The sequence below is a fragment of the Ensifer sp. NM-2 genome, from assembly GCF_003024455.1.
Classification (GTDB): domain Bacteria; phylum Pseudomonadota; class Alphaproteobacteria; order Rhizobiales; family Rhizobiaceae; genus Ensifer; species Ensifer canadensis.
In genome coordinates, this window is sequence record NZ_PVZR01000002.1 from 170,988 (window position 1) to 193,810 (window position 22,823).

Below are 22,823 nucleotides of genomic sequence, written 5' to 3' on the forward strand. Positions count from 1 at the left end.
ATGACGCGCGGCGCTGTAGCGAGAAGGTGTCGTCGCAGCTGTAAGTGACGTTCGTCGAAAGATCGTACTCCTCGAACTTCTCGGAAGCGCTCCGTGTAAGACAGGCTCTGGCGCGAGAACGAGATGATTTTCTCACCCTTCAGATCCTCGGATGCCGATCTCGCCTCGGGTGAAGCAATGCGCTCTTTTTCTCCACTGCCACCCCCAAACTGCACGCTCGACATAGCGACTGTCCTAACGATCGAAGTGCTATCACCGCGCGAGCCATCCTCCATCCACCGGAATGATCGCTCCAGTCACATAGGATGCATGCGGACTTGCCAGAAACAGGACAGCAGTCGTCAGATCGTCAGGAACGCCCCATCGCCCGACGGGAATACGTTCGAGGATTTGCCTCTGTCGCTCCGGATCCGCTCGCAGGGCCGCGGTGTTGTCAGTTTCCATATAGCCGGGCGCGATCGCGTTGACGGTGACACCGGATGCAGCCAACTCGTTTGCCATCAGCTTCGTTAGCCCCGCCACCGCATGCTTGGAGGCGGTATAGGCCGGAACCCGGATGCCCCCCTGGAACGAGAGCAGCGATGCGATGTTGATGATGCGGCCGAAGCGACGCGAAACCATGCCGCGCGCAACGGCCTGGCTAAGGAAGAACAAGCTCTTCTCGTTGACGTTCGTCACCACGTCCCAATCAGCCTCGCAGTAGTCGAGCAGATCGGCACGCCTGATCGTTCCGGCATTGTTGACCAGGATATCGATGGGCCCGGCTTGCTCTTCGATCTCTCCGACGAGAGAGCGAAAATCGTTGGGTTGTGAAAGATCCGCCTGGATGCCGAGGAATCGGCGTCCGACAGCTTCGATCAACGCTCTGGTTTCCGGCATCGGCGTCGACCCGAGGCCGACGATGTCGGCCCCTGCCTTCGCAAGCGCCAGTGCCGTCGCCTGCCCAAGCCCTCCCCGGGCGCCTGTGACCAGCGCCCACTTGCCGGAAAGACTGAACAGATGCGCAATCTCGGTCATCGCAGGGTCTCCATTGCCACAAAATCCATGTCGGCGAAGGACTGGTTATCGCCTGCCATTGCCCAGACGAAGGCATAGGAGCCGGTGCCGCTGCCACTGTGGATCGACCACGGGGGCGAAATGACCGCCTGTTCGTTGCGAACGATCAGGTGGCGCGTCGCCTCGGGCCGCCCCATGAGATGGACGACCATGCGATCTTCCGGCATGTCGAAATAGAGATAGGCTTCCATGCGCCGATCGTGAAGGTGCGCAGGCATGGTATTCCAGACGCTCCCGGGCTCGAAGTGCGTGATGCCGAGCATGAGCTGGCAGGTCGGCAACAGGCCATCATGGACATATTTGTAGATGGTGCGCTTGTTGGCAGCCTCGCTCGTTCCGAGTGCCTGCGGCGAAGCTTCTTCCTGGGTGATCTTGCGGGTGGGGTGGCTGGCATGCGCGGGCGCCGAAACACCGTAGAGCCTTGGAGGCGATGCCTCGTCCACTGCGGCAAACGATACGCACTTCGCCCCCTTGCCAATGTAGAGCGCCTCGAAAGGCGCAATGACATGGTCTTCAGCGTCAGCAGATATTCTCGCTACGCCACCGCCGAGGTTGACGACTGCCAGTTCCCGACGCTCGAGAAAATCGGCGACGCCGGCGGATTTCGCGAGCTCTGCGCTGAAGGCGAGCGGCGTGGCCTCCGGCCGGATGCCGAGCAGAACCAGCCGATCATAGTGGCTGTATGTGGTGCGGATCTCGCCGGCAGCAAAAAGATCCTCGACGAGGAAATGGCGGCGCAGCCCCTCGGTGTCGAGCATCTCGGCCTGTTCGAAATGTATAGCTTGGCGAATATCCATCAGTTCTTGTCCTCGACTTGCAAAATGGGCCGGCATCAGCGGCCGGTCAGGCGTTCGTATTTCTGCTCATGAGCGAGACCGGCCGGCCCTTTGCCTTGATCAGCGCTTCAAGCGCTGGCAGGTCTGGGGACGGCGGCAGGCGCGTCAGCGTGCTGCGCCCGATGGCGGGATCGGCGCTCGCCAGGACGGCGGCAAAAAGTGTGCTCGTTCCCCGGGGAATCTCTGCCGTCAACTGCGGCACCAGCGTCCTTCCGGCAATCAGGTTCGTGTTCGGCTGGGCGATATGCGCTTTGCCGGCACGGATGACCGACGAGCCGAGATCGACGATCGCCGACAGATCGTGCGGGGTCGCGACAACCGCGTTGCCAGCTTCACCTTCCAATGCATCGGCAAGCCCACCGCTTCGGGCGATCGCAAAGCCGCCTTCCTTGGTTAGGACCGCTCGTTCGGCCCAGACGCGATGGGTGCGGACATGGAAATCGCCATGCCAGTAGAGCCAGGTTTCGACCAGGATGTCGCCATTGGGCCGCCAGCGCGCGTAGAGGACGCCATCGGCGATCAGCACTTGCTCGTTGGCCTGGCGGACATGGAACTGGAGGCCGTCGCTGCTGAATCCGATCATGCCGTCCAGGACCGCGTCGGCGAAACGGTTGGGGTCACTTTCCACGCTGAAACCGTAGCGGGCGGAATAGACGAACTTGCTGTATTTCTCGGCACCGAACCGTGCCCAGGTGTTTTGCGGACCCGTTTGCTGGCCGCCGCAAAGCGCGATCGCATCGCCCGGAGGGTTCTTGATGATCATGCCCGTATGCCCGTGTATGGCAACGTCGTCGCGCGGAGGGCAATCCGCCTCTTCAGCGCTCCAGAAGGGGTGTTGCTCCGGTAAGGCCAGCGGCAGAAACGCCTTCAAGGCCCAATAGGGCGACTGCGGAGAGTTGTAGGTCTCGCACATCAGAAGGTTCGGGTAAGCGTAACCGACCGGCAGGATGCCGTCTCTCGACGCCATCGGCTGCTTGGCCCACCAGCGCAGATTGCGCAGATAGAAGCCCTTCAGTTGCCCCCAAGGCAGCGCCTCCTCGCCGGCAAATGCCAGAGCGCCGAAGAAACCGGCGATGGCAAAGCGATAGGTCATCGACCGGCCAAACGCCAATGCGGCGCCATCATCGGCAAACCAACGCGTCATATCGTCGGCGGCGAGACGCGCACGCTCGCGATAGGGCTGCGTGTAGGCGCGGCCGTCGAGCACGGCAAGAATGAGCCCATAGAAGTGAAAGGCGAAGGGGATGTAGTGGTCGGCACGGCGCGCGTCGCCATCGCTGTACCAGCCATCGCCGAAATAGAACGTTTCAAGCTCGTCGATATAGGCTTGGTCCAAGTCCCGATCGCGATAGGCGCCGACGGAATTCAGCCCCAGGCTGATGAGCAGCCGGAAGAACTTCCAGTTGTTCTCAGAAAACCGGCAGGCATGCCCTGACTTGAGATAGGCGACGACGTTCTCGCGCTCATCTGGCCCAAGCGGAGCCCAGAGCTTGTCCGGCACGAGACGCAACGCAAAGCCGATGGCCGCGAGTTCGACAAGGCGCTGATTGCGATCCGTCGGCTGCCCCCAGTATTCGGCATGGTGCGGATCCGTGCCGGACGCAAGGCCGCGCGCGATCGGCGTCCAGTCGATCCAGTCGGCTCCGCCGACCTGCGCCGGGACCAGTCCCCACAACAACCGCGAAAAACCCTCAAGATCGGCCGCGGCCTGATCGAAATGCGCCGCGGTCGCGTCGAACCGCAGCCGCGCTCCACCGGCCGACCGGTTGGGTTCGGCCGGAGCACAGAGGGATTTCAATGCACGCTCGACATCGGCCCGCGTGCGCAGTTCATTGCCCGACCATGGGTGGAACAGGCTGTCGGGATATATGCCATCTGTCATTGGCCATTCCTGTCTTGGGAAGCGTGTGCTGCGGAGCCCTGCAGGGCGCCGACCGGTTGGAAGCGCTAGCTCCTGAGGATGCGGTTTGCCTGCGCGACCAGCTCCTCGCCAGCCGCAGCGACAGTCAATTGGCCGAAGGCAACCTGATCGGCGATCGGGCGGAACACGCGCTCTTCAAGCTCGGAGGCACCGATCGGAACCTGAGGCGGAAAGGCGCCCACCCGTCCGGCTATCGAAGAAATGTAGTCCACCGATCGTTTCGAGACATCGTCGACAAGAGGCGTCACCGCCTCCCTGACATCAAGATTGATCGGCACCCCGCGTTCAACCCCGAGAATTTTCCCGGCCGCCAGGTCATTGATGAAGAAGTCGATGAACCGTGCAGCAAGTTCCGGCTGCCTGGAGGTGCTGGCAATACCGAAATGCAGGCTGGCCTTGTAGAACAGGCCGGAGGGTGCCGATGCTTCGCTTATCGGCAAGGAGGTGATCTCCAGCTTGTTCTTGGCAAGCGCCTGATAGCCGAGCAACTGGTTGGAAAAGGCAATCGCCATGACCGCATGACCGGTCGAAAGCGGATTGGAGTCGATCTGCAGCTTGTCCATTGCCTGGATTTCAGCCGACACGCAGCCGCCGTTCTTCGCCAGACTTTCCCAATAGCCGTACCATTCGCTCGCATCGGCGGCGTCGAAGCCGATCCGGCCATCTTCGCCGTACAATCGCTTGCCGCGCTGAACGAGGAACGCTTCGAAGGCATAGCTGTAGCGCGCGCCGTTGCCGACTGCCCAGACATTCTTCCGGCCGATCGCCTTGGTGATGTCGATGCAGAGCCTGGCAAAATCGTCCCAGGTCGTCGTCGGTCCCGGAGGTGCGATGCCGGCGCTTTCGAAGGCGACACGGTCGTAAAGCAGAGCAAACGCATTCAATGACAGGGGCATGCCGACGACCTTGCCGTCGACCGCCCCGAGATCGAGGACGCCGGTCATCAATTTGTCGGTGCGGATCGTGCTTCCCAGGTAATCGCCGAGAGGAAGCATGGTGTTGCGGCGCGCGTAGTCGGCAAAGCGGCTTGGCGCGAGCTGGAAGATATCTGGCGCATTGCCACCGGCCAGCATCGTCGTCAGCTTCGACCAGTAGTCGTTGCCGCCAACCTCGCCATTGATCTTCACGCCGGGATTTGCGGCCTCGAACAACCTGGCAACACTAAGGGTGCGCTCGGCGCGTGCGGGAGAACCGAACCAGAAGAGGCGCATCGTTGCACTATCCGCCAAGGCTGAGCGCAACGGCGATTGCAAAAACGTTGCCGCGCCCCCGAACAACAACCCCAACTGCAAAAATTCGCGTCTGCCAAGCATGGTCCTCTCCCGAAAGCTTCGATTTCTGTGCGCCGCCGACCTCCTTCGGCGGCGCACTTGGGCGCTTAGGCGATTTCGACAAGCGAAGCGGCCACTATCGTCGCGAGACGATCAGCCCTTGAGAATTCGGCCGCCTTCCGCAACCAACTGATCAGCCGCCTCTGCGGGCGTCACCTGGCCAAAGGCCACCTTGTCTGCCAGCGGCCGGAAGGCGCGTGTGTCGAATTCGGAGGCGCCGACCGGCACTGGCGGAGGATAGGCGCCGACCCGGCCGGCAATCGACGAGATGTAGTCGACCGTCCGTTTCGACACGTCGTCGATCAGCGGAACGACCGCGCCCTTGACGTCGGTGTTGACGGGAACGCCGCGCTCGACGCCGAGAACCTTGCCGGCAGCCATATCGTTGACGAAGAAGTCAATGAACCGGGCAGCAAGTTCCGGATTTTCGCAGGTGCTTGCAATGCCGAAATGCAGACCCGGCCGGTAGAACAGGCCGGACGGTCCTGATGGATCCGTCACCGGCAAGGTGGTGATCCCGAGCGGGTTCTTCACCGCCGACTGGTAGCCGAGAAGCTGGTTCGAAAACGCGATGGCCATGGCGGCCTTGCCGGTTGCCAGCGGGTTTGAATCGACCTGAATCTGGTCCATAGACTGGACTTCGGCCGACACGCAGCCGCCGTTCTTGGCGAGGCTCTCCCAGTAGCCATACCAGTCTTTGGCATCGTTGACATCGAAACCGATCTTGCCGTCCTCGCCGTACAATCGCTTGCCGCGCTGGTTCAAGAATGCATCGAACGCATAGGTGTAGCGTGATGCGTTGCCGACCGCCCAAACGTTCTTGCGGTCGATCGCCTTGGTCAGCTCGACACAAAGTTTGGCGAACTCGTCCCACGTGGTCGCGGCCCCCGGCGGATTGAGCCCGGCCTGCTTGAAGGCTTCCGTGTCATAGAACAATGCGAACGCGTTGAGCGACAGCGGCATGCCCGCCACCTTGCCGTCGACGGTTCCAAGCTCCATCACACCCGGCGCGAGCTTGTCGGTGCGAATGGACTTGCCGAGGAAATCGTTGAGCGGAAGCGTGGTGTTGCGGCGCGCATAGTCGGCAAATCGGCCAGGCTCGAGCTGGAAAATATCAGGGGCATTGCCGCCAACAAGCATCGTCGTCAGTTTCGACCAATAGTCGTTTCCGCCGACTTCGCCGTTGATCTTGACATCCGGATTGGCGGCTTCAAACAGCCGGGCGACGCCAAGGGTGCGCTCGGCGCGCGCAGGCGTGCCCCACCAGTAGAGCCGCATCGTGGCGCTGTCGGCAAATGCGGTCCGCAGCGGAAGCTGCGAAAATGCAGCCGCTCCGCCGAGCAGCAGGCCGTTGCGTAGAAGTTCGCGTCGATTGATCATGAATTCCTCCCTTTGGTTCCGTTTTTGCCTGAGCCTAGTCAGCAAGCCTGCGCCCTTCGGCGTCGAAGAGATGGCAATGTTCCGGCGCGATGCTGACGCTCAGCGTTTCGCCCGTGCCAAGCAGTGTCTGGCCTTCCATGGCGACGATGAGCGCCTGCTTGTCGGGCAGACGCCCATAGACGATGGTCTGGCCGCCGAGATGCTCGATATGGGTGATCGTCAATGTCCCCAGATGGATGCCGCCCGCGGCGTTGGCCCTGATATGCTCCGGGCGAACGCCAAGGCTGAGCGTCGCCCCGATCGCGGCTCTTTCGACCAGGGGCACGGCGACATCGGCACCGGCAAGACCGATGACAACCTCGTCGTCGCGACGGCCCACCACGGAAACATCCAGGAAATTCATCTTCGGCGAACCGATGAAGCCGGCGACAAAGCGGTTGACCGGCCTATTGTAGATTTCGAGCGGCGTTCCCTGCTGCTCGATCCGGCCAGCGCGCAGCACGACGATCCGGTCAGCCAGCGTCATGGCTTCGACCTGGTCATGGGTGACGTAGATCATCGTGGCGCCGATATCGGCGTGGAGCTTTGCGATCTCGACACGGGTCTGCACCCGAAGCTCAGCGTCCAGATTGGACAAGGGTTCGTCGAACAGGAAGATTTTCGGATCGCGCACGATGGCGCGACCGATGGCCACGCGTTGACGCTGGCCGCCCGACAGCTGCTTTGGCTTGCGTTCGAGCAGCTGCGTGATCTGCAGGATTTCGGCGGCCTTGCGCACCCGCTGGTCGATCTCGGGCTTTGGCATGCGCATGGTTTCAAGGCCGAACGACATGTTCTTGTAGACACTCATATGCGGATAGAGGGCATAGGACTGAAAGACCATGGCGATGCCGCGCTCGGAGGCTGCCTTCTCATTCATCCTGGCGCCGCCAATCGCCAGCTCGCCGCCGGAGATGGGCTCCAGCCCGGCAATCATGCGCAAGAGCGTGGACTTGCCGCAGCCCGACGGGCCGACGAAAACGACGAACTCGCCGCTGCCGATCTGGAGGTCGACGCCGCGGATGACCTCGACGGCACCGTAGCGCTTCTGGACTTGCTTCAAAGCGAGCGTCGTCATGGGGCTCCCCTTTCCTATTGCTTGTTCTGTGGTTTTTGTTCGCCGCACTACCGCTTCATGCCCGTCGTCGCGATGCCTTCGATCAGCAGCCGCTGGAACAGGAGGAAGAGGATGAAGATCGGCAATACGGTCAAAGTCGACATCGCAAGTAGAGCGCCCCAATCCGATTGCGCCGTGGCATCAACGAAGGTTCGAAGACCAAGCTGGGCCGTGTATTTCTCGATGTCGTTCAAATAGATCAGCGGCGCGAAGAAATCGTCCCAGGTCCAGATGAACGAGAAGACTGCGGCGGTCGCGAGCACAGGCGTCGAAAGCGGCAGGATCACCTTGAGGAAGATGCGCAACGGTCCGGCGCCGTCCATGATGGCCGCCTCGTCGAGCTCACGCGGGATGCCACGGAAGAACTGAACCATCAGGAAGATGAAGAAGGCATCGATGGCGAAGAACTTCGGCACGACAAGCGGCATGATCGTGTTGACCCAGCCGAACTTCAGAAACATCAGATATTGCGGGATCAGCACCGCATGCTGCGGCATCATCAGGGTCCCGAGCATGAGCGCGAACCAGAACCCGCGGCCCTTGAACTGCAGCCGCGTGAAGGCGTAGGCGGCCATCGAGCACGATATCAGGTTGCCGATGACGACCAGGACCGAGATCAGCAGCGAGTTGAGGAACAGGTGGCCGAAGCTGACGCTCAGGCCATTCCAACCGCGTCGGTAGGCATCGAGCGTAAACTCCTGCGGTATGAGCGATGTTGTCGCAAAGATCTCGTTTTCGGGCTTGAAGGAGCTCGAGACCATCCACAGCAGCGGATAAAGCATGATGAAGCTCACGGCGGTCAGGAGCGCGTAGACCAACGCCCGCTTCAGCGGCGAGGATTTGGCTCCGTCGGGCATGGCAGCTGCCTCGACGACGTTCGACGCGTAGACGGTATCAGTCATCGTAGTGCACCCAATATTTGGCCGACATGAAGGACAGCGTCGTGAAAATGGCGATGATGACCACCAGCACCCAGGCAAGGGCTGACGCGTATCCGAAACGGAAGTTGGTGAAGGCTTCCTGATAGAGATAGAGCGTGTAGAACAGCGTCGTATCGATCGGACCACCGCTGCCGTCGCTGACGACGAAAGCCGAGGTGAAAGCCTTGAACGCGTCGATCGTCAGGATCACCGCATTGAAAAAGATCACCGGCGTCAAAAGCGGCAGCGTGATCTTGAAGAACTGGCGGGAGCGGCTTGCCCCGTCGATGCTGGCAGCCTCATACATATCCTGCGGGATCTGGCGCAGACCGGCGAGAAAGATGATCATCGACGAGCCGAACTGCCAGGCCGCGAGCAGAACCAGGGTGTAGAGCGACGTGGACGGGTTCGAGATCCAGCTCGGGCCTTCGTAGCCGAAAAGCGCCGCCAGAACCTGGTTCAGCACCCCGTCGCCGGCAAACACCTGCCGCCAGAGCACCGCGATCGCAACGCTGCCGCCGACCAGCGACGGAAGATAGAAGATCGCCCGAAAGACCGTCAGGCCGCGCAGCCCCTTGTTCAGCGCCACGGCGATCGCCAACGCGAACATCAGCTTGAGCGGAACCGACAGGAGAACGAATGTGAAAGTCACCCGCATCGCCGTCCAGAAACGGGGGTCGTCGCTGGCAATCCGCACATAGTTCTCGGCACCGACCCAGTTGGCCGGCCCCATCAGGCCGAAGTCGGTGAGCGAGAGATAGAACGACGAAACGGCCGGTCCCAAGGTCAGCACGACAAACCCCAGCAGCCAGGGCATCAGGAAGCCGTAGCCGCCCAACTGGCTGCGCAGTCGCACGCTCAGAGGCGGCCCTGCATTCGATGCGTCCGTAATGGACATTCCCTCACCCTCCCTTATCGGCGCCGTGGACGTCACGAAGGACGCCCAGACTAGACATAAGAATGAAACCGAAAACATTCTTCGTCAAGCGAAAGTTTCGCTATTGACGAAAATTGCGTAATGAGCAAAAAGATTTCCATACTCAGGAGCACTCACATGAAAATCGAAACCAGTAGCTACTTTGCAGCCTCCGTGCCGGCAGCCGCCACCTCTCATGTTGATCGCCACCAGGCAGCGCTCGTACGCAGCATCGAAAAATTGCGCACGACCATGCCGATCATCGGCATTCGCAACCCGAAGATCGGCTTGAGCGACAATAGCTGGGCCTATTGCAGCCCCTACGACTGGGTCGTGAGCTTTCATGCCGGCCAATTGTGGCTTGCTTCGCAGCTAACAGGAGATCCGACATTCCTGAACGCAGCGCGCGCCCGCCGCTCGATCTTTCGGGGCATTCTGGCGCATCGCCGCGCTCAGGACCATGATCTTGGCTTCCAGTTCTCGCTCAGCTGCGTCGCCGAATGGCTGATGACCGGCGAGAAGGAGCCGCGCGCGCTCGCTCTTGAAGCCGCCAATCTGCTGCTCGGCCGGTACCGACCGGAGGGGCGCTATCTTCAGGCGTGGAACGCGCAACCGGCGCATGGCTCCATGCGCGCAGATTTCGCCAACGGGCGGATCATCGCCGATACGATGCAGAACCTCGCCCTCCTCTATTGGGCCTACGGCGAAACCGGACGCGCCGACTTTCGCGAGGCCGCCGACGGCCATGCCGACACCACATTGAAACATCTGGTGCGCGACGACGATACCAGCTTCCACACCTTCCTGTTCGACCCGAGCACCGGCGAGGCACTGCGCGGAGAAACCCACCAGGGCCATGCCGACGGCTCATGCTGGTCGCGCGGCCAGGCCTGGCTGATCCACGGTTTTGCACAATGCGCGCGCGTCACCGGCAATAAGACCTATCTGGATGCGGCCCGCAGGCTCGCCGCCAAGGCCGAGCAGCTGATGGGCAGCGACCTCGTGCCCGTGTGGGACTATGACGTCCCCAACCCGAAGAACGCGCCGCGCGACAGTTCGGCCGGCGCCATCATGACAGCCGGCATCTACATGCTCGCCGACCAGTGCGACGTCGACGAGGCTCAAGCCTGGCGCGGGTTTGCCGACCGCCTGATCGCTGGCTTGCTCGACACCTGCGACCTGACCGACGATCCAACGGCACTCGGCCTTCTCGCCCATGGCGCGGCCCATGTCGGATCAGGCTATTCCGACACCATGCTTCCCTATGGAGACTACTATTTCATGGAGGCCTTGATGCGGTCGCTCGGGCATACACAATTCTTCTGGTAAGCAGACAAAATGCCAGTCGCTGCGACTCCCAAAAAGCGCAGGAATCTGATGGAGTGGGTTTCCAATGACCGATGATCAACTCGCCACACTGACACTGCGCGACATCGCCGATGCAGCCGGCGTTTCAGTCGCATCCGTGTCGAAGGTGCTGAACAATCGCGGCGGCGTCAGCGGCGAGAGCCGCAAGAAGATTTTGGCTCTTGCCGAAGAACTCGGCTACCTCGGGCGCAACGCCCGATCGCTGCACAAGGCTGGCATCGGAAGCACTGCCTTGATCGTGCCGGCCGAATATTACTCCGGGTCGCAGTTCTACGAGGATGTGATCCGCGGCGCACTGGACGAGGCTGCGGCGCATTCGCTGAAAGTCGACGTGCAGCTGCTGACGCTCGACGCCAAACAGAACACCGCGGAGATCGACGAATACCTGCGCGGCGCAGAGCCGAGCACGGTCATCGCTGTCGGCCTCGACGACCGGGCTGCGATCGACCGGCTCGCCGCAAGTGGCGTGCCGACCGTTCTGATCAACGGCATGGATCGCTCGATGCGCATGGACAGTGTTCTGCCCGACAACTGGTCGGCCGGCTGGCTTGCGACACGTCGTCTACTCGAGGCCGGGCACCGAGACATCGTGCACGTGACGCTGCCACGGCGATTGTCGATGCAGCGTCGCCTTGAGGGTTTTCGTCTCGCGCTGGAAGAGGCTGGAATAGCCTTCGATCCGGACAAGCACCTCATTGATCTCGGCAAGATGGGTTTCCTGGAAACCCAGGCGCAACTGGCCACGCGCCAGGCGCTTGAGAGCGGCAGGCTGGACAAGGCGACGGCGCTTTTCTGCAGCATGGACGTGGTCGCGCTCGGCGTCATGCAGGCGCTTCAAAGCCAAGGCCTTTCGGTGCCCGACGACTATTCGATCATCGGGCTCGATGACGTAGCGATTGCCATGCACAGCCGGCCGCCGCTGACGACGATCAGCATCGATCGCATCGAGCTCGGCCGGATCGGCGTTCAACTGCTGATGAAGCGAATAGCCAACGCCGAAGAAAGCATCACGCGCGTCAACATGGGCGTCAAACTGATCGAAAGGGCGACCGTCGGTCCGCCCAGGGAACGTCCCGCCCGCTGACGACGACGAAACCTACAGGCCTTCACCGACGCCTGCTCACCCCTTGCAGACGGCATGCCACCGCCGATGTCTGACTGACCGGGCTGCCACGGCGAACGCATTGCGCTGTCTTTTCTCCTTGGCTTAGCGAGGACGCCTTCATGCAGAAACCCAACGTCGTCGTCATCATGGCTGATCAGCTTCGCTATGATTTCATCGGCACATCCTACATGCCGCATCTGCAGGCGCTTCAGGCTGACAGCTGCCTCTTTCCGAACGCCTATTGCGCCTCGCCGCTGTGCGTGCCTTCGCGCGGCGCGTTTTTCACCGGGCGATATCCCAATTCGACCGGTTGCCTGATCAACCCCTGGATCGAGGTAGACAAACAGCATGGCTTCATAGGTGACGATATCGCCAACCTGTACGGACTGCTGTCTGCCGATTGGGACGGATGGCACGCGGGAAAACAGCATCTGATGTACCAGCCACCGCTCGAGATGCGCGAAGGCACGGCGGTCAGGTGGCATGCACTTGAAGAGAATTACGGCGCGTTTCTCGATGCGAGGGGGCACCGTCCACCTGGAGGCCCACGCTTCCGCGGCATCGTTCCGGAACTGACTTCAGGCACCGTTACCTCGGTCGGAGACTATTCGACGCCGGCGACCGGCTGCTATGAGCCGGGGTTCGACAGCTTCTTCGACGGCTATATCCTGCAATCGTCGCTCGGCGCCATCGAGAACCGCGACAGATCGCGGCCACTTTTCCTGAGCGCCATGTTCCTGGCGCCGCATCCCCCCTTCGATGTGCCCGAGCCGTGGTATTCGTTGGCGCGAGAGGTCGAGCCGCCTGACAATGTCGGCCAATGGTTCTCCGGCCAAAGTCCGCTGCAGCTCTACAATCTACCCGGCTTCCTCGGCACCCGTTACAGCCGCGACGATTGGAAAGAGATTTGGCGCGTCTATGCCGGGCTGGTGGCTCTTCTCGACCATTGCATCGGAGCGATCGTTTCCAAGCTGAAGGCTGAAGACATTTACGACGAAACACTGATCGTGTTTACGAGCGATCATGGCGAGATGCTAGGCTCGCATCGCCTCTGGCAGAAGATGTGCATGTACGAGGAGGCGATCCGCACACCTCTCCTGTTCAAGATGCCGGCGCCCATGGCCGGCATCGGGGTCTGCGACCAAGCGGTCAGTCACATCGACGTCTTGCCAACGATTTGCGACATCGTGAACGTCGAGAAACCCAAAGACCTTCCCGGCCGCTCCCTGATGCCGTCGATCAACGCCGGGACGCCTTGCGAGCATAAGGATATCTTTGTTCAGTTCGACGGCAATGGCGCCCTGGGCAACTTCTCGCGGTGTATCATCCACCAATCGCACAAGCTCATCGTCGACATCTTCAAGGACGAGGTCTTCTTTGAGCTTTACGCGCTGGCAAGCGACCCGCAGGAAATGAACAATCTGGTCGTGGAGCGCGAAGATCTGGCAGCGGAGTTGTTTTCCAAACTGACCGAGCACATGCGGCTAACAGGAGACCATATCGCGCTTGGCCCTGATGCGCTTCAGCAGTTCATACTGCGCAGGAAAGCCTTGGCCTTCCCTTAAGTTCCGGTCATAACCCGCCCTACGGGCTACTGGTGGACAGCTTCGAGGCCGCCACAGCGAACAAGTCGTCGCTCTGAGGTTTACCGACATCTTCGCCGATCAAGCGCACCCGATCTCATCTTGGAGATCATGCCGGCGCTGTCCGCCTGGCTGGAGGTCGACCTTCGAATATGAGCATTTCGAAGAATGATCCGGCAGCTCGCCCGGGCGGCCCAGTCGCACGTCTGCGTTAAACGGAGGCGCGGAAACGCTCTATCTCTTTATTTCCAGCCTAACGTTGGTGTGCCGCTCACCGCCCGAGTTATACTTTGCCCGCTCTGATCATGGAAAAATAGTCGTCGCCGCCAACCTGCCCGCCCTTTAGCGCGATCTGCAAGCCATCCACCGCACCGCCATGAGCGATGCAAAGCGGCGAGCCCGGCGTCTGCGGCAGGGGCATCTTTAGCGTCAGTGCCAAAATGCCCATCTGACCGAGCGCGTGGCTTGACGTATCGCCGCCGGCCACCACGGCGCGCGAGATCCCGGCGCGCTGGACAAGCGCCGACTGAATTTGGCCGAGCGCGCGGCCGAGGCGATGACGAGCGCCTGTCGATGAATCGAGTTCGCCGCCCCGATCGGCAGATGGACCAAGCGCCGTGTAAAGCACGACACTGTCGCCGCCTTCCAGCACCTTGAGGCCGGCTTCGATCGCCACGGCAATTGCAGATCCGGCCCCGTCGCCGGAAAGTGCAAGAGGATCAAGCGTGACGCCGCCAAAACCGTTTGCGAGCGCATGGCGAATTTGCCGCTCCGTGGTGGGAGAAACGCTGCCGGACACGACCGCGATGCGATCCACCGGACCGGCCTCGGCAAAGACAGGTTTGTCGCCGATCAGAACCTCGTTCCGCCATGCGGGGATCAAGGCATATTCGACACCGGAGGATCCGCAAATGAAGCCGCTTCTGGGATGCAGCGCGTTCCAGACCAAGGCACCGGCGGCGGCCTGGGTCAACGCGTCGAGCACGTCGATGAGCAGGATGTCGGCGTCTTCAAGCGCCGACCGGCCCAGCAGCGCGACATTATCGATGAGTGCCGAAGAGAGCTTTGTCTGGCGCGCGAGATGCATCAGCAGATTGGACTCGTCCATCGGCGTGACCGGATGGCGCGACATGACCGGATGACGATCGATGCGGTAGTTGCGGCCTTGATAGGCGGCGAAGAGCTCTCCGAAGGCCGTATATCGGCGGATCTGGGGCGCGCCGACGATGAGTGGCACGGTCGCTTCGCCGAAGACCGTGCGGCCGATCTCGATCGCCCGGCCGATATTGCCGACATGCGGCGCGGAATCGAAGGTCGAGCAGACCTTATAGTGGCAGAGTTCGGCGTCGAGCGTCTTCAGCCAGCCGAAGGCTTCGCGAAGGTGCACGTCCATCCACTCAGGCGTTTCGCTGCGGCTCGTGCCGGCAAGGCCGAAGGCGCGCGCGCCGTCGAAGCGCGACAAGAGGTCCGCGTCCGGCACTTTCAGGAAAAGCACCGTTTCGACACCGTTCGAGGCGAGCGCCTCCATGACGTCGGTCGAGCCGGTGAAGTCGTCGCCATAATAGCTGATCAGCGGTCGTGTCATGGCTCAGGCCGCCTTGCCATCGGCAAATTTCTCGATGGATTGCGCGAGTTCCGGATGATCCTTGGCATAGGCTTCCAGCGGCACGCCCGCGGCCGCCGCCTCCCATGCCTGCTTGACCGCCTTCACGCCCGCTCCCGGCCCGCCCGGATGGCTGACGATGCCGCCGCCGCAGAGGTAGAGAAGTGCTGTCGATCCGCCGGTCGCCGCGATCGTATCGGGCGCCTGCCCGCCCCACTGGCCCGAGCAGACCACCGGCAGCGCCCTGTCGTCTTCCGAAAACAACGGCGTGCTGACGGCCTTGTAGGATTGTACGAAACTTTCGTCCGGCTCCCAGTATTTCACGCGGATGCCGTTGATCTGGAATTGGTCGATGCCGAGCAGGCGCCAGAACTGCTGCCAGACGGAAAACTCGAAGCCGAGGCCGGCATGGCGCGTGAGGATATCCCAACCATTGCGGTGGGCATGCAGCACCAGGCTAGAGCGCTTGCGCAGGAAGGCGAGACCACCAAAACCGATCGAATTAATGTTGACCACGGCGCAATTGCCGCCGGCTTCGAGAACCATATCGTGGTTGCGCATCATCTCGTCGGGGTCGGCGTGACTGATACCGAAGGCGTACATGACCTTCTTGCCGATCTTCTGCTCGTGGGCGAGGATTTTCGGCATGATCGCCGCGACGCGGTCCTTCAACGACGAATAGCCCGGGCTCATCAGCTTCTCGTCGTCCTTGATGAAATCGACGCCCGCCTCGATCAACTCGCCGACCATATCAGCTGTTTCATGCGGCCTGAGACCGAGCGCCGGCTTGACGATGGTGCCGATGATCGGGCGATCCGTCACGCCGGTCAATGCGAAGCTTCCCGCCACGCCGAACTGCGGCCCGAGATGGGCCGCCGCAAATTCCTTCGGCAGCTTCATATCGACAATGCGGATGCCGGTGAGCCCTTTGATGGAAAACACGCCGCCGATGGCGATGGTCATCAGTGCGGAGAGATCCGTGCCCACAGCGTCCATCGGAAAGTCGATATCGACATCGGCGCGGTCGAACTGCGTCGCGTCGCCTCTTTCGTCCGGGAACGATGCCTGGTGTGTGGGCGGCAGCGGACGGACGGCGACGACGCGCGCCGCCACGCGCGCCTTCAGCTCTTCTGTCTCCCCCGGCAACGCCACGAAGGTGCCTGTCGACTGGTCGCTGGCGATCTTCGACGCCATCGCTTCTACAGATCCGGGCGTCTCTATCCGATAGGTCAGACGGATCACGTTCTCTCCTCCCGCACCTCCGTGCGGCAATGCTTGTTAACGGCTACAAACTGGTATAATGAGTATTTATGTTATTGCAAGCCGGCTGCGGCGAAACCTGTTGCAGCACAGGAACTTGATGCATATTCAAACCTGTCGAATCCAGGTGACTCATGAACGTTGTTTCCGAACCGATCGTCCGCAAGAAACTCTCCGATGAAGTGTTTTCGCGACTGAAGCTCATGATCGAGACCGGCGAGCTGAAGGCCGGCGACGACATGCCGTCCGAACGCGAACTGATGGAACGCTACGGCGTCGGGCGCCCGGCCATCCGCGAAGCGATGCAGGCGCTTGCCGGCAAGGGTCTCGTCGAGATTTCCCAAGGCGAGCGCGCCAAAGTTTTGCGCATAACCGCGGAATCCATCTTCCGGCAGGTCGATCTGCCGGCAAAGCTGATGCTTTCCGGCTCTTCGGACTCGCTGGAACACCTCAAGAGCGCCCGCATCTTCTTCGAGCGCGGCATGGTCCGCGAGGCGGCAGCCAAGGTAAGCCCGGCACAGATCGCCGAACTGCGCGCGCTGCTCGAAAAGCAGAAACAGAGTCTCGGCGATGCGGATGCCTTCATCGATGCCGACATGGAATTCCACCACGCGATCGCCCGGATTTCGGGCAACCCGATCTTTGCGGCCGTCAGCGGCGCGATGCTGGGATGGCTGAAGTCCTACCATACGGAAATGCTCATATGGACGGGCCGCGAGGACTTCACACTTGCAGAACACGCGGAAATCATCCGCGCGATCGAAAAGGGTGACGCCGATTTTGCCGAACAGGCGATGGTAAAACACCTGGAGCGCTCCCGCGCACTCTATGCCCTCAAGAGCCAGAAGTAGTATCAACGTAGGCTGGTATAACGCTCAGATGAAGATCTCGACGCAGCCATAGGCTGGTAGAGTGACGTGCTGTCCTGACGCCAGGACTTTCTCACCGCTCGCAATTTCCACGACCTTTCGCGGCGTAGCAGTGAGCATCACTGTCTGCGGCGCAGGCGTTATGTTTGCCAGAAGCAACCGCTCCCGGGACGCCAGCCCCAGCACCGCATCCGGCCGTGAGGTCTCGACCGCGACAACCTCTTCGCCTGCGAGCGCCCCGAGACGCGCCAGCACATGTGCAAGCGGCCGCAACTCGCCTTTCGCGGTCGTCTCCCCCTCACCGGCGACAAGCCCGAAAGGGCCTGCAAGCGTCGAAAGCGTCAGGACTTCCAGTTCTGCAGAGGCCACGGTTGCGGCATAGGCCAGCGCCCAGGCGGCGCCGAAACGTCCATTGTGCCGAGGGTCGACACTGGCCATCGGGATACGGCCGCCGGCCGGATTGTCCTTCGTGGCATTGCCATAGGGATTCTGGCGCATGGCGATGGTGGAAGGGCCGATGCGATAGGGCTTGTCGCCATAGATTGCCCGCGTGGAACGCACGACATCGCAAAGGGCCTCGAAGGTCTGCATGACGGAAAGGTCATCAGCCGCATGCACGATCGGGTTGGTGCAATGGCTGACATAGTCTATCCGATCACCGGGCACGTGCTTGCGATTGAGCTCGGTGAAATAGCTCATCATGCCGCCGCCGAGCCGAACGCCGGGAAAGGCTGCCCGCGCCGCGGAATAGACATCCGCGAGCGGCGGGCACTGCGGCCACTGACTGCCGGGCGGCGTTGACTGACGGTCCACTGACGGGCAAATGAACAGCGTATCGAGCGCCAGACCAGCCTTTTCGATGAACGTGGCGAGTTCGGCCATTTCCTCCTCAAGCGGGCGCTTGCATGGCAGGGCAAGTTCCAGTGTCACCTTGAGGCCGGACCGCTCAGCGATATCCGCGTATCCTTCCAGCGCCGAGATCCCATGTCCGGCGTCAGGATCGAAATAGGCGATCAGATGGCGCGCGTCGATCGTTTTGAGGACGGCAAGCGAGGCGAGTTGGTCGGCGAAGCATTCCGGCCGCAAGCCGACGCCGAGCTCCGGAAAGCGAAGTGCCGTCGGCGCCAGCGCAAGTGTGACCGTATCCGACGCCACCGCGAATGCCGCGCCCTCTTCCGCCCGGATGTCTACGGTAATCCGCTGGCCGAACGCTTCGCCCTTCGGCACGCGGTAGGGCCAGGGTAGCGCCAGTGGCCGCACATAGGTCTTATAGGATCCGTCGGTCCAGTTGCGCTGGTCCTCCATCTCGAAGACGTCGCCACCGAACTGCGTTGTTGCCTCGATGCCCGGCGCAACGCGGTGCGTGATCGCCGCGATATCCTTGAAAGGTTGCCAGGGCTCGATCTGCTCCGGCCAATGCGCCTGCTCGATACTGCCATCGCCATGCCGGACTTCCACTGGCTGGCCCGCGACGCCGACGACCGGGTGCAGCACGGCGAAGCCGGCACGGGCCGTCTCGAAGTCAGCGTCGCTGATGCAGTTTGCGGAAAAGCTCACTGTCCGCTCGGATCCATAAATCGCGACCGCGCAATCGAGATTGGCGCCCGAAGGCGCGGTGAAGCGGGCGCTGTAAGTGACGGAGAAACCCTGTTCTTTCTCTTCGACGGCAAGGGCACTGATCATGGCATTGCAGGTGCCCCAATCCCCGTCGCGCACCAGGAAGGCGATCGCGCGCAACACCTCATAGCCGCGGAACCGAAGGCTGCGAAGATTACCGTCCTGAAGCGCCACGCTCAAATCGCCGGCGATGAGCGTGCGGCTTTCGGGCTCACGCTCCCGGGTCCCGTAGAGCAGCAGCGCGTCTTTGTTCATCCCAGCAGATCCACAAGCGAAACGGTCTCGCCGCGCCTGGCGCTAAGATAGGCGGCTTCGACAAGGGCGAAGGTTTGCAGATTGTCGCGGCCGGAGGTGTCCGGTTCCTGCCGCGCGGCCAGCCGCTCGACCCAGTGCTTCTGGATCAGCGCCACGCTCTCCTGAATGTTGTGCCATGGCCGCGAGGCCCAGGGGAGCAGCTTCGGCGCGACGAGGCTTTCCGTCGTGCCCTCTGGCCCATGGACGGTGAGCTTGTAGTCCTTGCCGAGACGGAGCGTGCCCGTGCTGCCGTCGATCTCGACGAAGGTCTGCGGGAACGGTTCTTCCGGTAGCTTGCTCGCATAGCTGACATCGACGATCGAGGTGATGCCGTTGTCGTGGCCGAGCAGCATGGTCGCCACATCCTCACCGGCAATGTCAGGATTGATGCGCGCCGTGCGGGCAGTCATTCGGTGCGCATCACCGAAGAGGAAACGGGCGATGTCGAGCGAATGGATGCCGAGGTCCTCGATGATGAAGCGCTTGCCCTTGGCGAGATAGGGTTGGCCTGAAAAGACATCGAAGCCGGATCGGAAGGAGACGCGCCCCCAGAAGGGCGTGCCGATCGTGCCACGGTCCAAAACCGCCTTCACTGCGAGGATCGGCGTTTGCCAGCGGAAGTTCTCATGGATCATCAGCGGAATGCCAGCCCCGTCGGCAGCAGCCACCATGGCCTTGGCATCCTCTAGGGTCGGCGCGAACGGCTTCTGGCAGATCGCTGGCACCGCGTGACTGGCGGCAAGCTCCACCAGTGCCCGATGGCTGCCGACCGTCGTGGCGATATCGACGAAATCGAAGCCGCCATCGGCAAACATCGCCTCTGCCGACTGGTAGCGCCGCGCGACGCCGAACTGGTCGCCGACGATACGAAACCGCTCCGGATCGCGGTCGCAGATCGCCACCATCTCCACATTGGCAATATCCTGCCAGCCATGCATCTGGTTGACGGCGAAGAAACCGCAGCCGATCAGCGCGCCCTTGATCTTGGCCATGCTCAGCCTGCCTTTGCCATCTGCATCAGGGCCACGCGCTGCTGCAGGCGGCGCTGTGCCTGGTCCACCACCACGGCGACGATGATCACGAGGCCCTTGATCACCATCTGCCAGAACGAACTCACGCCCATCATCACCAACCCGTCGGACAGAATGCCGATCACGAAGGCGCCGATGATCGTTCCGCCGATCGTGCCGCGCCCACCGGACATGGATGTACCACCGAGAACTGCCGCTGCAATAGCGTTGAGCTCGAGATTGGTGCCGGTCGCGGGATGCGAGGCCATCAGTTCCGAGGAGATGACGAGGCCGACGATCGCCGCGCAGAAACCGGAGAACATGTAGACGAACATCTTGACGCGGTTGACACGGATTCCCGACATGCGCGAGGCGCGCTCATTGCCGCCGACTGCGAAGATGTGCCGGCCGAGCGGCACGAAGCGGGCGAAGTAGGCCGCACCCAACGCCACGACGATGAGGATCCAGACGGAGACCGGAAGGCCGAGGATCGAGCCGGATCCGAGATAGCTGAAGCCCTGGTTGCCGAGGTCTTCCCGCCCGTTGAGATTGGGCAGGGTCTGGCCATCGGAATAGAGCAGCGCCATGCCGCGTGCGACATAGAGTGTGCCGAGCGTCGCAATGAAGGGCGCAACGTTCAGTCGGGTAATCAGCAGACCGTTGACCGCACCGATGAGGATGCCGACTGCCATCACGATGATCGCGACCTCGACGATATTGAAATAGACGGTGTAGCCGAGCGGCAGCGCCACGCCGTACATGATCAACCCGCCCGCAATCATGCCGCAGAGCCCGACGATCGAGCCGACGGACAGGTCGATGCCACCGGTGATGATGACAAAGGTCATGCCGATGGCGAGAAAGGCGTTCTGCGTCGCGTGTTTTGACATCAGGATCATGTTCGCGGTCGACAGAAAATTCGGCGCGAAGATCGAGAAGAAGATGATCACCGCGAAGAGCGCGATGAACGTCCTCAGCTTCATGAGCGTGAGCAGGGCCGCCCCAGTGGAGAGGCTGTTGCCAGCGGCGGCAGTTTGCGTTGCTGTCGTCATCACGCATGCATCCTTTTGGTTTTATGTCCCTCTGCGGAGGCCGAGATGACCATCTCCTCGGTGGCATCCTTGCGGTCGACCACCGTCACGAGGCGGCCATTGCTCATCACCGCGATGCGATCGGAAAGGGCCATGACCTCTTCCAGGTCGGAGGTGGAGAACAGGATGGCGAGCCCCTCGCCCGCCAGGCGCCGCATGGTGCGGAAAACGTCCGCCTTGGCGCCGACATCGATGCCGCGGCTCGGCTCGTCCATCAGCAGCACTTTCGGCCCGGTCATCAGCGCCTTGCCGATGACGACCTTCTGCTGATTGCCGCCCGACATCGAGGTGACGTCGAAGTTCGGGTTCTTCGCCTTGATCGAAAGATTGCGGATCGCGTCCAGGATCGCCTTCTTCTCAAGCTTGAGATCGATGTGGAAGCCACCCTTCAGGAACTGGCCGAGGCTTGCCATGGAAAGGTTGTCAGCAATCGACATGGACTGCACGAGGCCCTCGCGTTGGCGGTCTTCCGGGATCAGCGCCAGGCCCTCGCGGATGCGGCGGGTCGTGTCACGCCCCTTCAGCTCCTCGCCCTCGACGAAGATTTTCCCCGTATAGTGCTCGTGGCGGCCCATGATGCATTCGAAAAGCTCGGAGCGCCCAGCGCCCATGAGACCGTAGATCCCCAGGATCTCGCCCTTGCGAACGCCGATCGACACATGGTCAACGGCATAGCCGCCCTGCGCGCGCGGCAGGCAGATGTTTTCGGTGCGAAAGACCTCTTCGCCCGGCTCGTGCTCGACCTGCTTGGCAAAATCCTTGGCATCCGATCCGATCATCGAGCGCACGATCCAGCGCGTATCGATGTCCTTGACCATGGCATGGCCAGTGATCTCGCCGTCCTTCAGCACCGTGATGTAGTCGCCGATGCGCATCAGCTCTTCCAGCCGGTGCGAGATGTAGACGATCGCAACACCGCGCGCTTTCAGGTCCGCAATCACGCGGAAGAGTACGTCGACTTCGGCGGCGCTGAGCGCCGAGGTGGGCTCGTCCATGATAAGGATGCGGGTGTCGAGCGATACGGCGCGAGCGATCTCGACGAGCTGTTGCTGGCCGATCGGCAGGTCTTCTGCAAGCGTTTCGGCGGAGATGCCTGCTTCCAGGCGATTGAGGAATTCGTTGGCTTTTTCCACCTGCGCCTTGTGGTCGATGCCGCGGAGGCCACGTGTGATCTCGCGGGTGGCAAAGATGTTCTCCGCAACCGAGAGATTGCCGAAGAGGTTCAGTTCCTGGAAGACGATACCGATGCCGTGGCGCACCGCGTCGGCGGGACTGTTCAGGTGGATGCGTTCGCCATCCATCCAGATCTCGCCGAGCGTCGGGCGCTCCACGCCGGCGATGATGCGCATCATCGTCGACTTGCCGGCACCATTTTCGCCGACGAGCACATTCACGGCACCGCGGCGAAGCTTCAGGTCCGCCTTCTTCAGCGCCACGATACCGGAATAGGCCTTGGTGATGTCCTTCAGTTCGAGAATGACGTCGCCGTCGTCGAGATTGGCCATCG

The 22,823-nt window shown here is 61.7% G+C and carries 18 protein-coding genes and 1 pseudogene; 4 read left to right on the forward strand and 15 right to left on the reverse strand.

Features of this window, described 5'->3' with window-relative positions:
• Window positions 1-16: 16 nt before the first annotated feature.
• From C6558_RS40605 to C6558_RS06060, 9 genes and pseudogenes are all read right to left on the reverse strand, one after another.
• Window positions 17-146 (reverse strand): annotated as a pseudogene (locus C6558_RS40605) (transcriptional regulator); the annotation flags it as partial.
• Between the two features lie 106 nt (window positions 147-252).
• Window positions 253-1,017 carry a 2-dehydro-3-deoxy-D-gluconate 5-dehydrogenase KduD gene (gene kduD / locus C6558_RS06025; protein ID WP_107026968.1) on the reverse strand — a complete coding sequence of 255 codons (765 nt, stop codon included), beginning with the start codon at window positions 1,015-1,017 and terminating at the stop codon, window positions 253-255.
• Window positions 1,014-1,853 (reverse strand): 5-dehydro-4-deoxy-D-glucuronate isomerase, encoded by an 840-nt coding sequence (gene kduI / locus C6558_RS06030; protein WP_107026969.1) that lies wholly within the window; start codon window positions 1,851-1,853, stop codon window positions 1,014-1,016. The genes kduD and kduI overlap by 4 nt, the downstream gene beginning before the upstream one ends.
• Before the next feature lie 46 nt (window positions 1,854-1,899).
• Window positions 1,900-3,774, reverse strand: coding sequence for a DUF2264 domain-containing protein (locus tag C6558_RS06035; RefSeq protein ID WP_107026970.1), 1,875 nt, complete (start codon window positions 3,772-3,774; stop codon window positions 1,900-1,902).
• A gap of 65 nt (window positions 3,775-3,839) precedes the next feature.
• Window positions 3,840-5,024 (reverse strand): ABC transporter substrate-binding protein, encoded by a 1,185-nt coding sequence (locus C6558_RS06040; protein ID WP_158268918.1) that lies wholly within the window; start codon window positions 5,022-5,024, stop codon window positions 3,840-3,842.
• 213 nt (window positions 5,025-5,237) lie between these two features.
• Window positions 5,238-6,524, reverse strand: coding sequence for an ABC transporter substrate-binding protein (locus C6558_RS06045; RefSeq protein WP_107026972.1), 1,287 nt, complete (start codon window positions 6,522-6,524; stop codon window positions 5,238-5,240).
• Window positions 6,525-6,558: 34 nt separating this feature from the next.
• Window positions 6,559-7,641 (reverse strand): ABC transporter ATP-binding protein, encoded by a 1,083-nt coding sequence (locus C6558_RS06050; protein ID WP_107026973.1) that lies wholly within the window; start codon window positions 7,639-7,641, stop codon window positions 6,559-6,561.
• 47 nt (window positions 7,642-7,688) lie between these two features.
• Window positions 7,689-8,537: a carbohydrate ABC transporter permease gene (locus tag C6558_RS06055; protein WP_057207328.1), complete on the reverse strand. Its 849-nt coding sequence runs from the start codon at window positions 8,535-8,537 to the stop codon at window positions 7,689-7,691.
• Between the two features lie 37 nt (window positions 8,538-8,574).
• Window positions 8,575-9,417 (reverse strand): carbohydrate ABC transporter permease, encoded by an 843-nt coding sequence (locus C6558_RS06060; RefSeq protein WP_225906239.1) that lies wholly within the window; start codon window positions 9,415-9,417, stop codon window positions 8,575-8,577.
• Between the two features lie 237 nt (window positions 9,418-9,654).
• Between C6558_RS06060 and C6558_RS06065 the strand changes: the two genes are divergently transcribed.
• The 3 genes from C6558_RS06065 to C6558_RS06075 all read left to right on the forward strand — a co-directional run bounded on the left by C6558_RS06065 (window position 9,655) and on the right by C6558_RS06075 (window position 13,554).
• The gene (locus C6558_RS06065; RefSeq protein ID WP_158268919.1) at window positions 9,655-10,845 is read left to right on the forward strand and encodes a glycoside hydrolase family 88 protein; all 1,191 of its coding nucleotides are present in this window, start codon (window positions 9,655-9,657) and stop codon (window positions 10,843-10,845) included.
• Between the two features lie 64 nt (window positions 10,846-10,909).
• The gene (locus tag C6558_RS06070; protein ID WP_025430254.1) at window positions 10,910-11,968 is read left to right on the forward strand and encodes a LacI family DNA-binding transcriptional regulator; all 1,059 of its coding nucleotides are present in this window, start codon (window positions 10,910-10,912) and stop codon (window positions 11,966-11,968) included.
• A 140-nt stretch (window positions 11,969-12,108) separates the two neighbouring features.
• Entirely contained in the window at window positions 12,109-13,554 is a 1,446-nt protein-coding gene (locus tag C6558_RS06075) for a sulfatase (RefSeq protein WP_107026975.1), read from the forward strand.
• Window positions 13,555-13,855: 301 nt separating this feature from the next.
• Here C6558_RS06075 and C6558_RS06080 read toward each other — a convergent pair whose 3' ends face one another.
• Window positions 13,856-15,157 carry a four-carbon acid sugar kinase family protein gene (locus C6558_RS06080; RefSeq protein WP_057207185.1) on the reverse strand — a complete coding sequence of 434 codons (1,302 nt, stop codon included), beginning with the start codon at window positions 15,155-15,157 and terminating at the stop codon, window positions 13,856-13,858.
• A 3-nt stretch (window positions 15,158-15,160) separates the two neighbouring features.
• Window positions 15,161-16,417 carry a 3-oxo-isoapionate-4-phosphate decarboxylase OiaX gene (oiaX, locus tag C6558_RS06085; RefSeq protein ID WP_107026976.1) on the reverse strand — a complete coding sequence of 419 codons (1,257 nt, stop codon included), beginning with the start codon at window positions 16,415-16,417 and terminating at the stop codon, window positions 15,161-15,163.
• 152 nt (window positions 16,418-16,569) lie between these two features.
• Between oiaX and C6558_RS06090 the strand changes: the two genes are divergently transcribed.
• On the forward strand, window positions 16,570-17,286 hold the full coding sequence (locus tag C6558_RS06090) for a transcriptional regulator NanR (protein ID WP_025430258.1): 717 nt from the start codon (window positions 16,570-16,572) through the stop codon (window positions 17,284-17,286).
• Window positions 17,287-17,310: 24 nt separating this feature from the next.
• On the opposite strand, the gene C6558_RS06095 is transcribed toward C6558_RS06090, so the two are convergent.
• Genes C6558_RS06095 through C6558_RS06110 form a run of 4 tightly spaced genes read right to left on the reverse strand, consistent with a single transcriptional unit; the run spans window position 17,311 to window position 22,821 of the window.
• Complete coding sequence (locus tag C6558_RS06095; RefSeq protein ID WP_107026977.1) at window positions 17,311-19,176, reverse strand: hypothetical protein; 1,866 nt, start codon at window positions 19,174-19,176, stop codon at window positions 17,311-17,313.
• The gene (locus C6558_RS06100; RefSeq protein ID WP_057216963.1) at window positions 19,173-20,207 is read right to left on the reverse strand and encodes a Gfo/Idh/MocA family protein; all 1,035 of its coding nucleotides are present in this window, start codon (window positions 20,205-20,207) and stop codon (window positions 19,173-19,175) included. The genes C6558_RS06095 and C6558_RS06100 overlap by 4 nt, the downstream gene beginning before the upstream one ends.
• 2 nt (window positions 20,208-20,209) lie before the next feature.
• Complete coding sequence (locus C6558_RS06105) at window positions 20,210-21,277, reverse strand: ABC transporter permease (protein ID WP_025430261.1); 1,068 nt, start codon at window positions 21,275-21,277, stop codon at window positions 20,210-20,212.
• A complete protein-coding gene (locus C6558_RS06110; RefSeq protein ID WP_107026978.1) occupies window positions 21,277-22,821 on the reverse strand; it encodes a sugar ABC transporter ATP-binding protein in 1,545 nt (514 codons plus the stop codon). The genes C6558_RS06105 and C6558_RS06110 overlap by 1 nt, the downstream gene beginning before the upstream one ends.
• Window positions 22,822-22,823 lie beyond the last annotated feature (2 nt).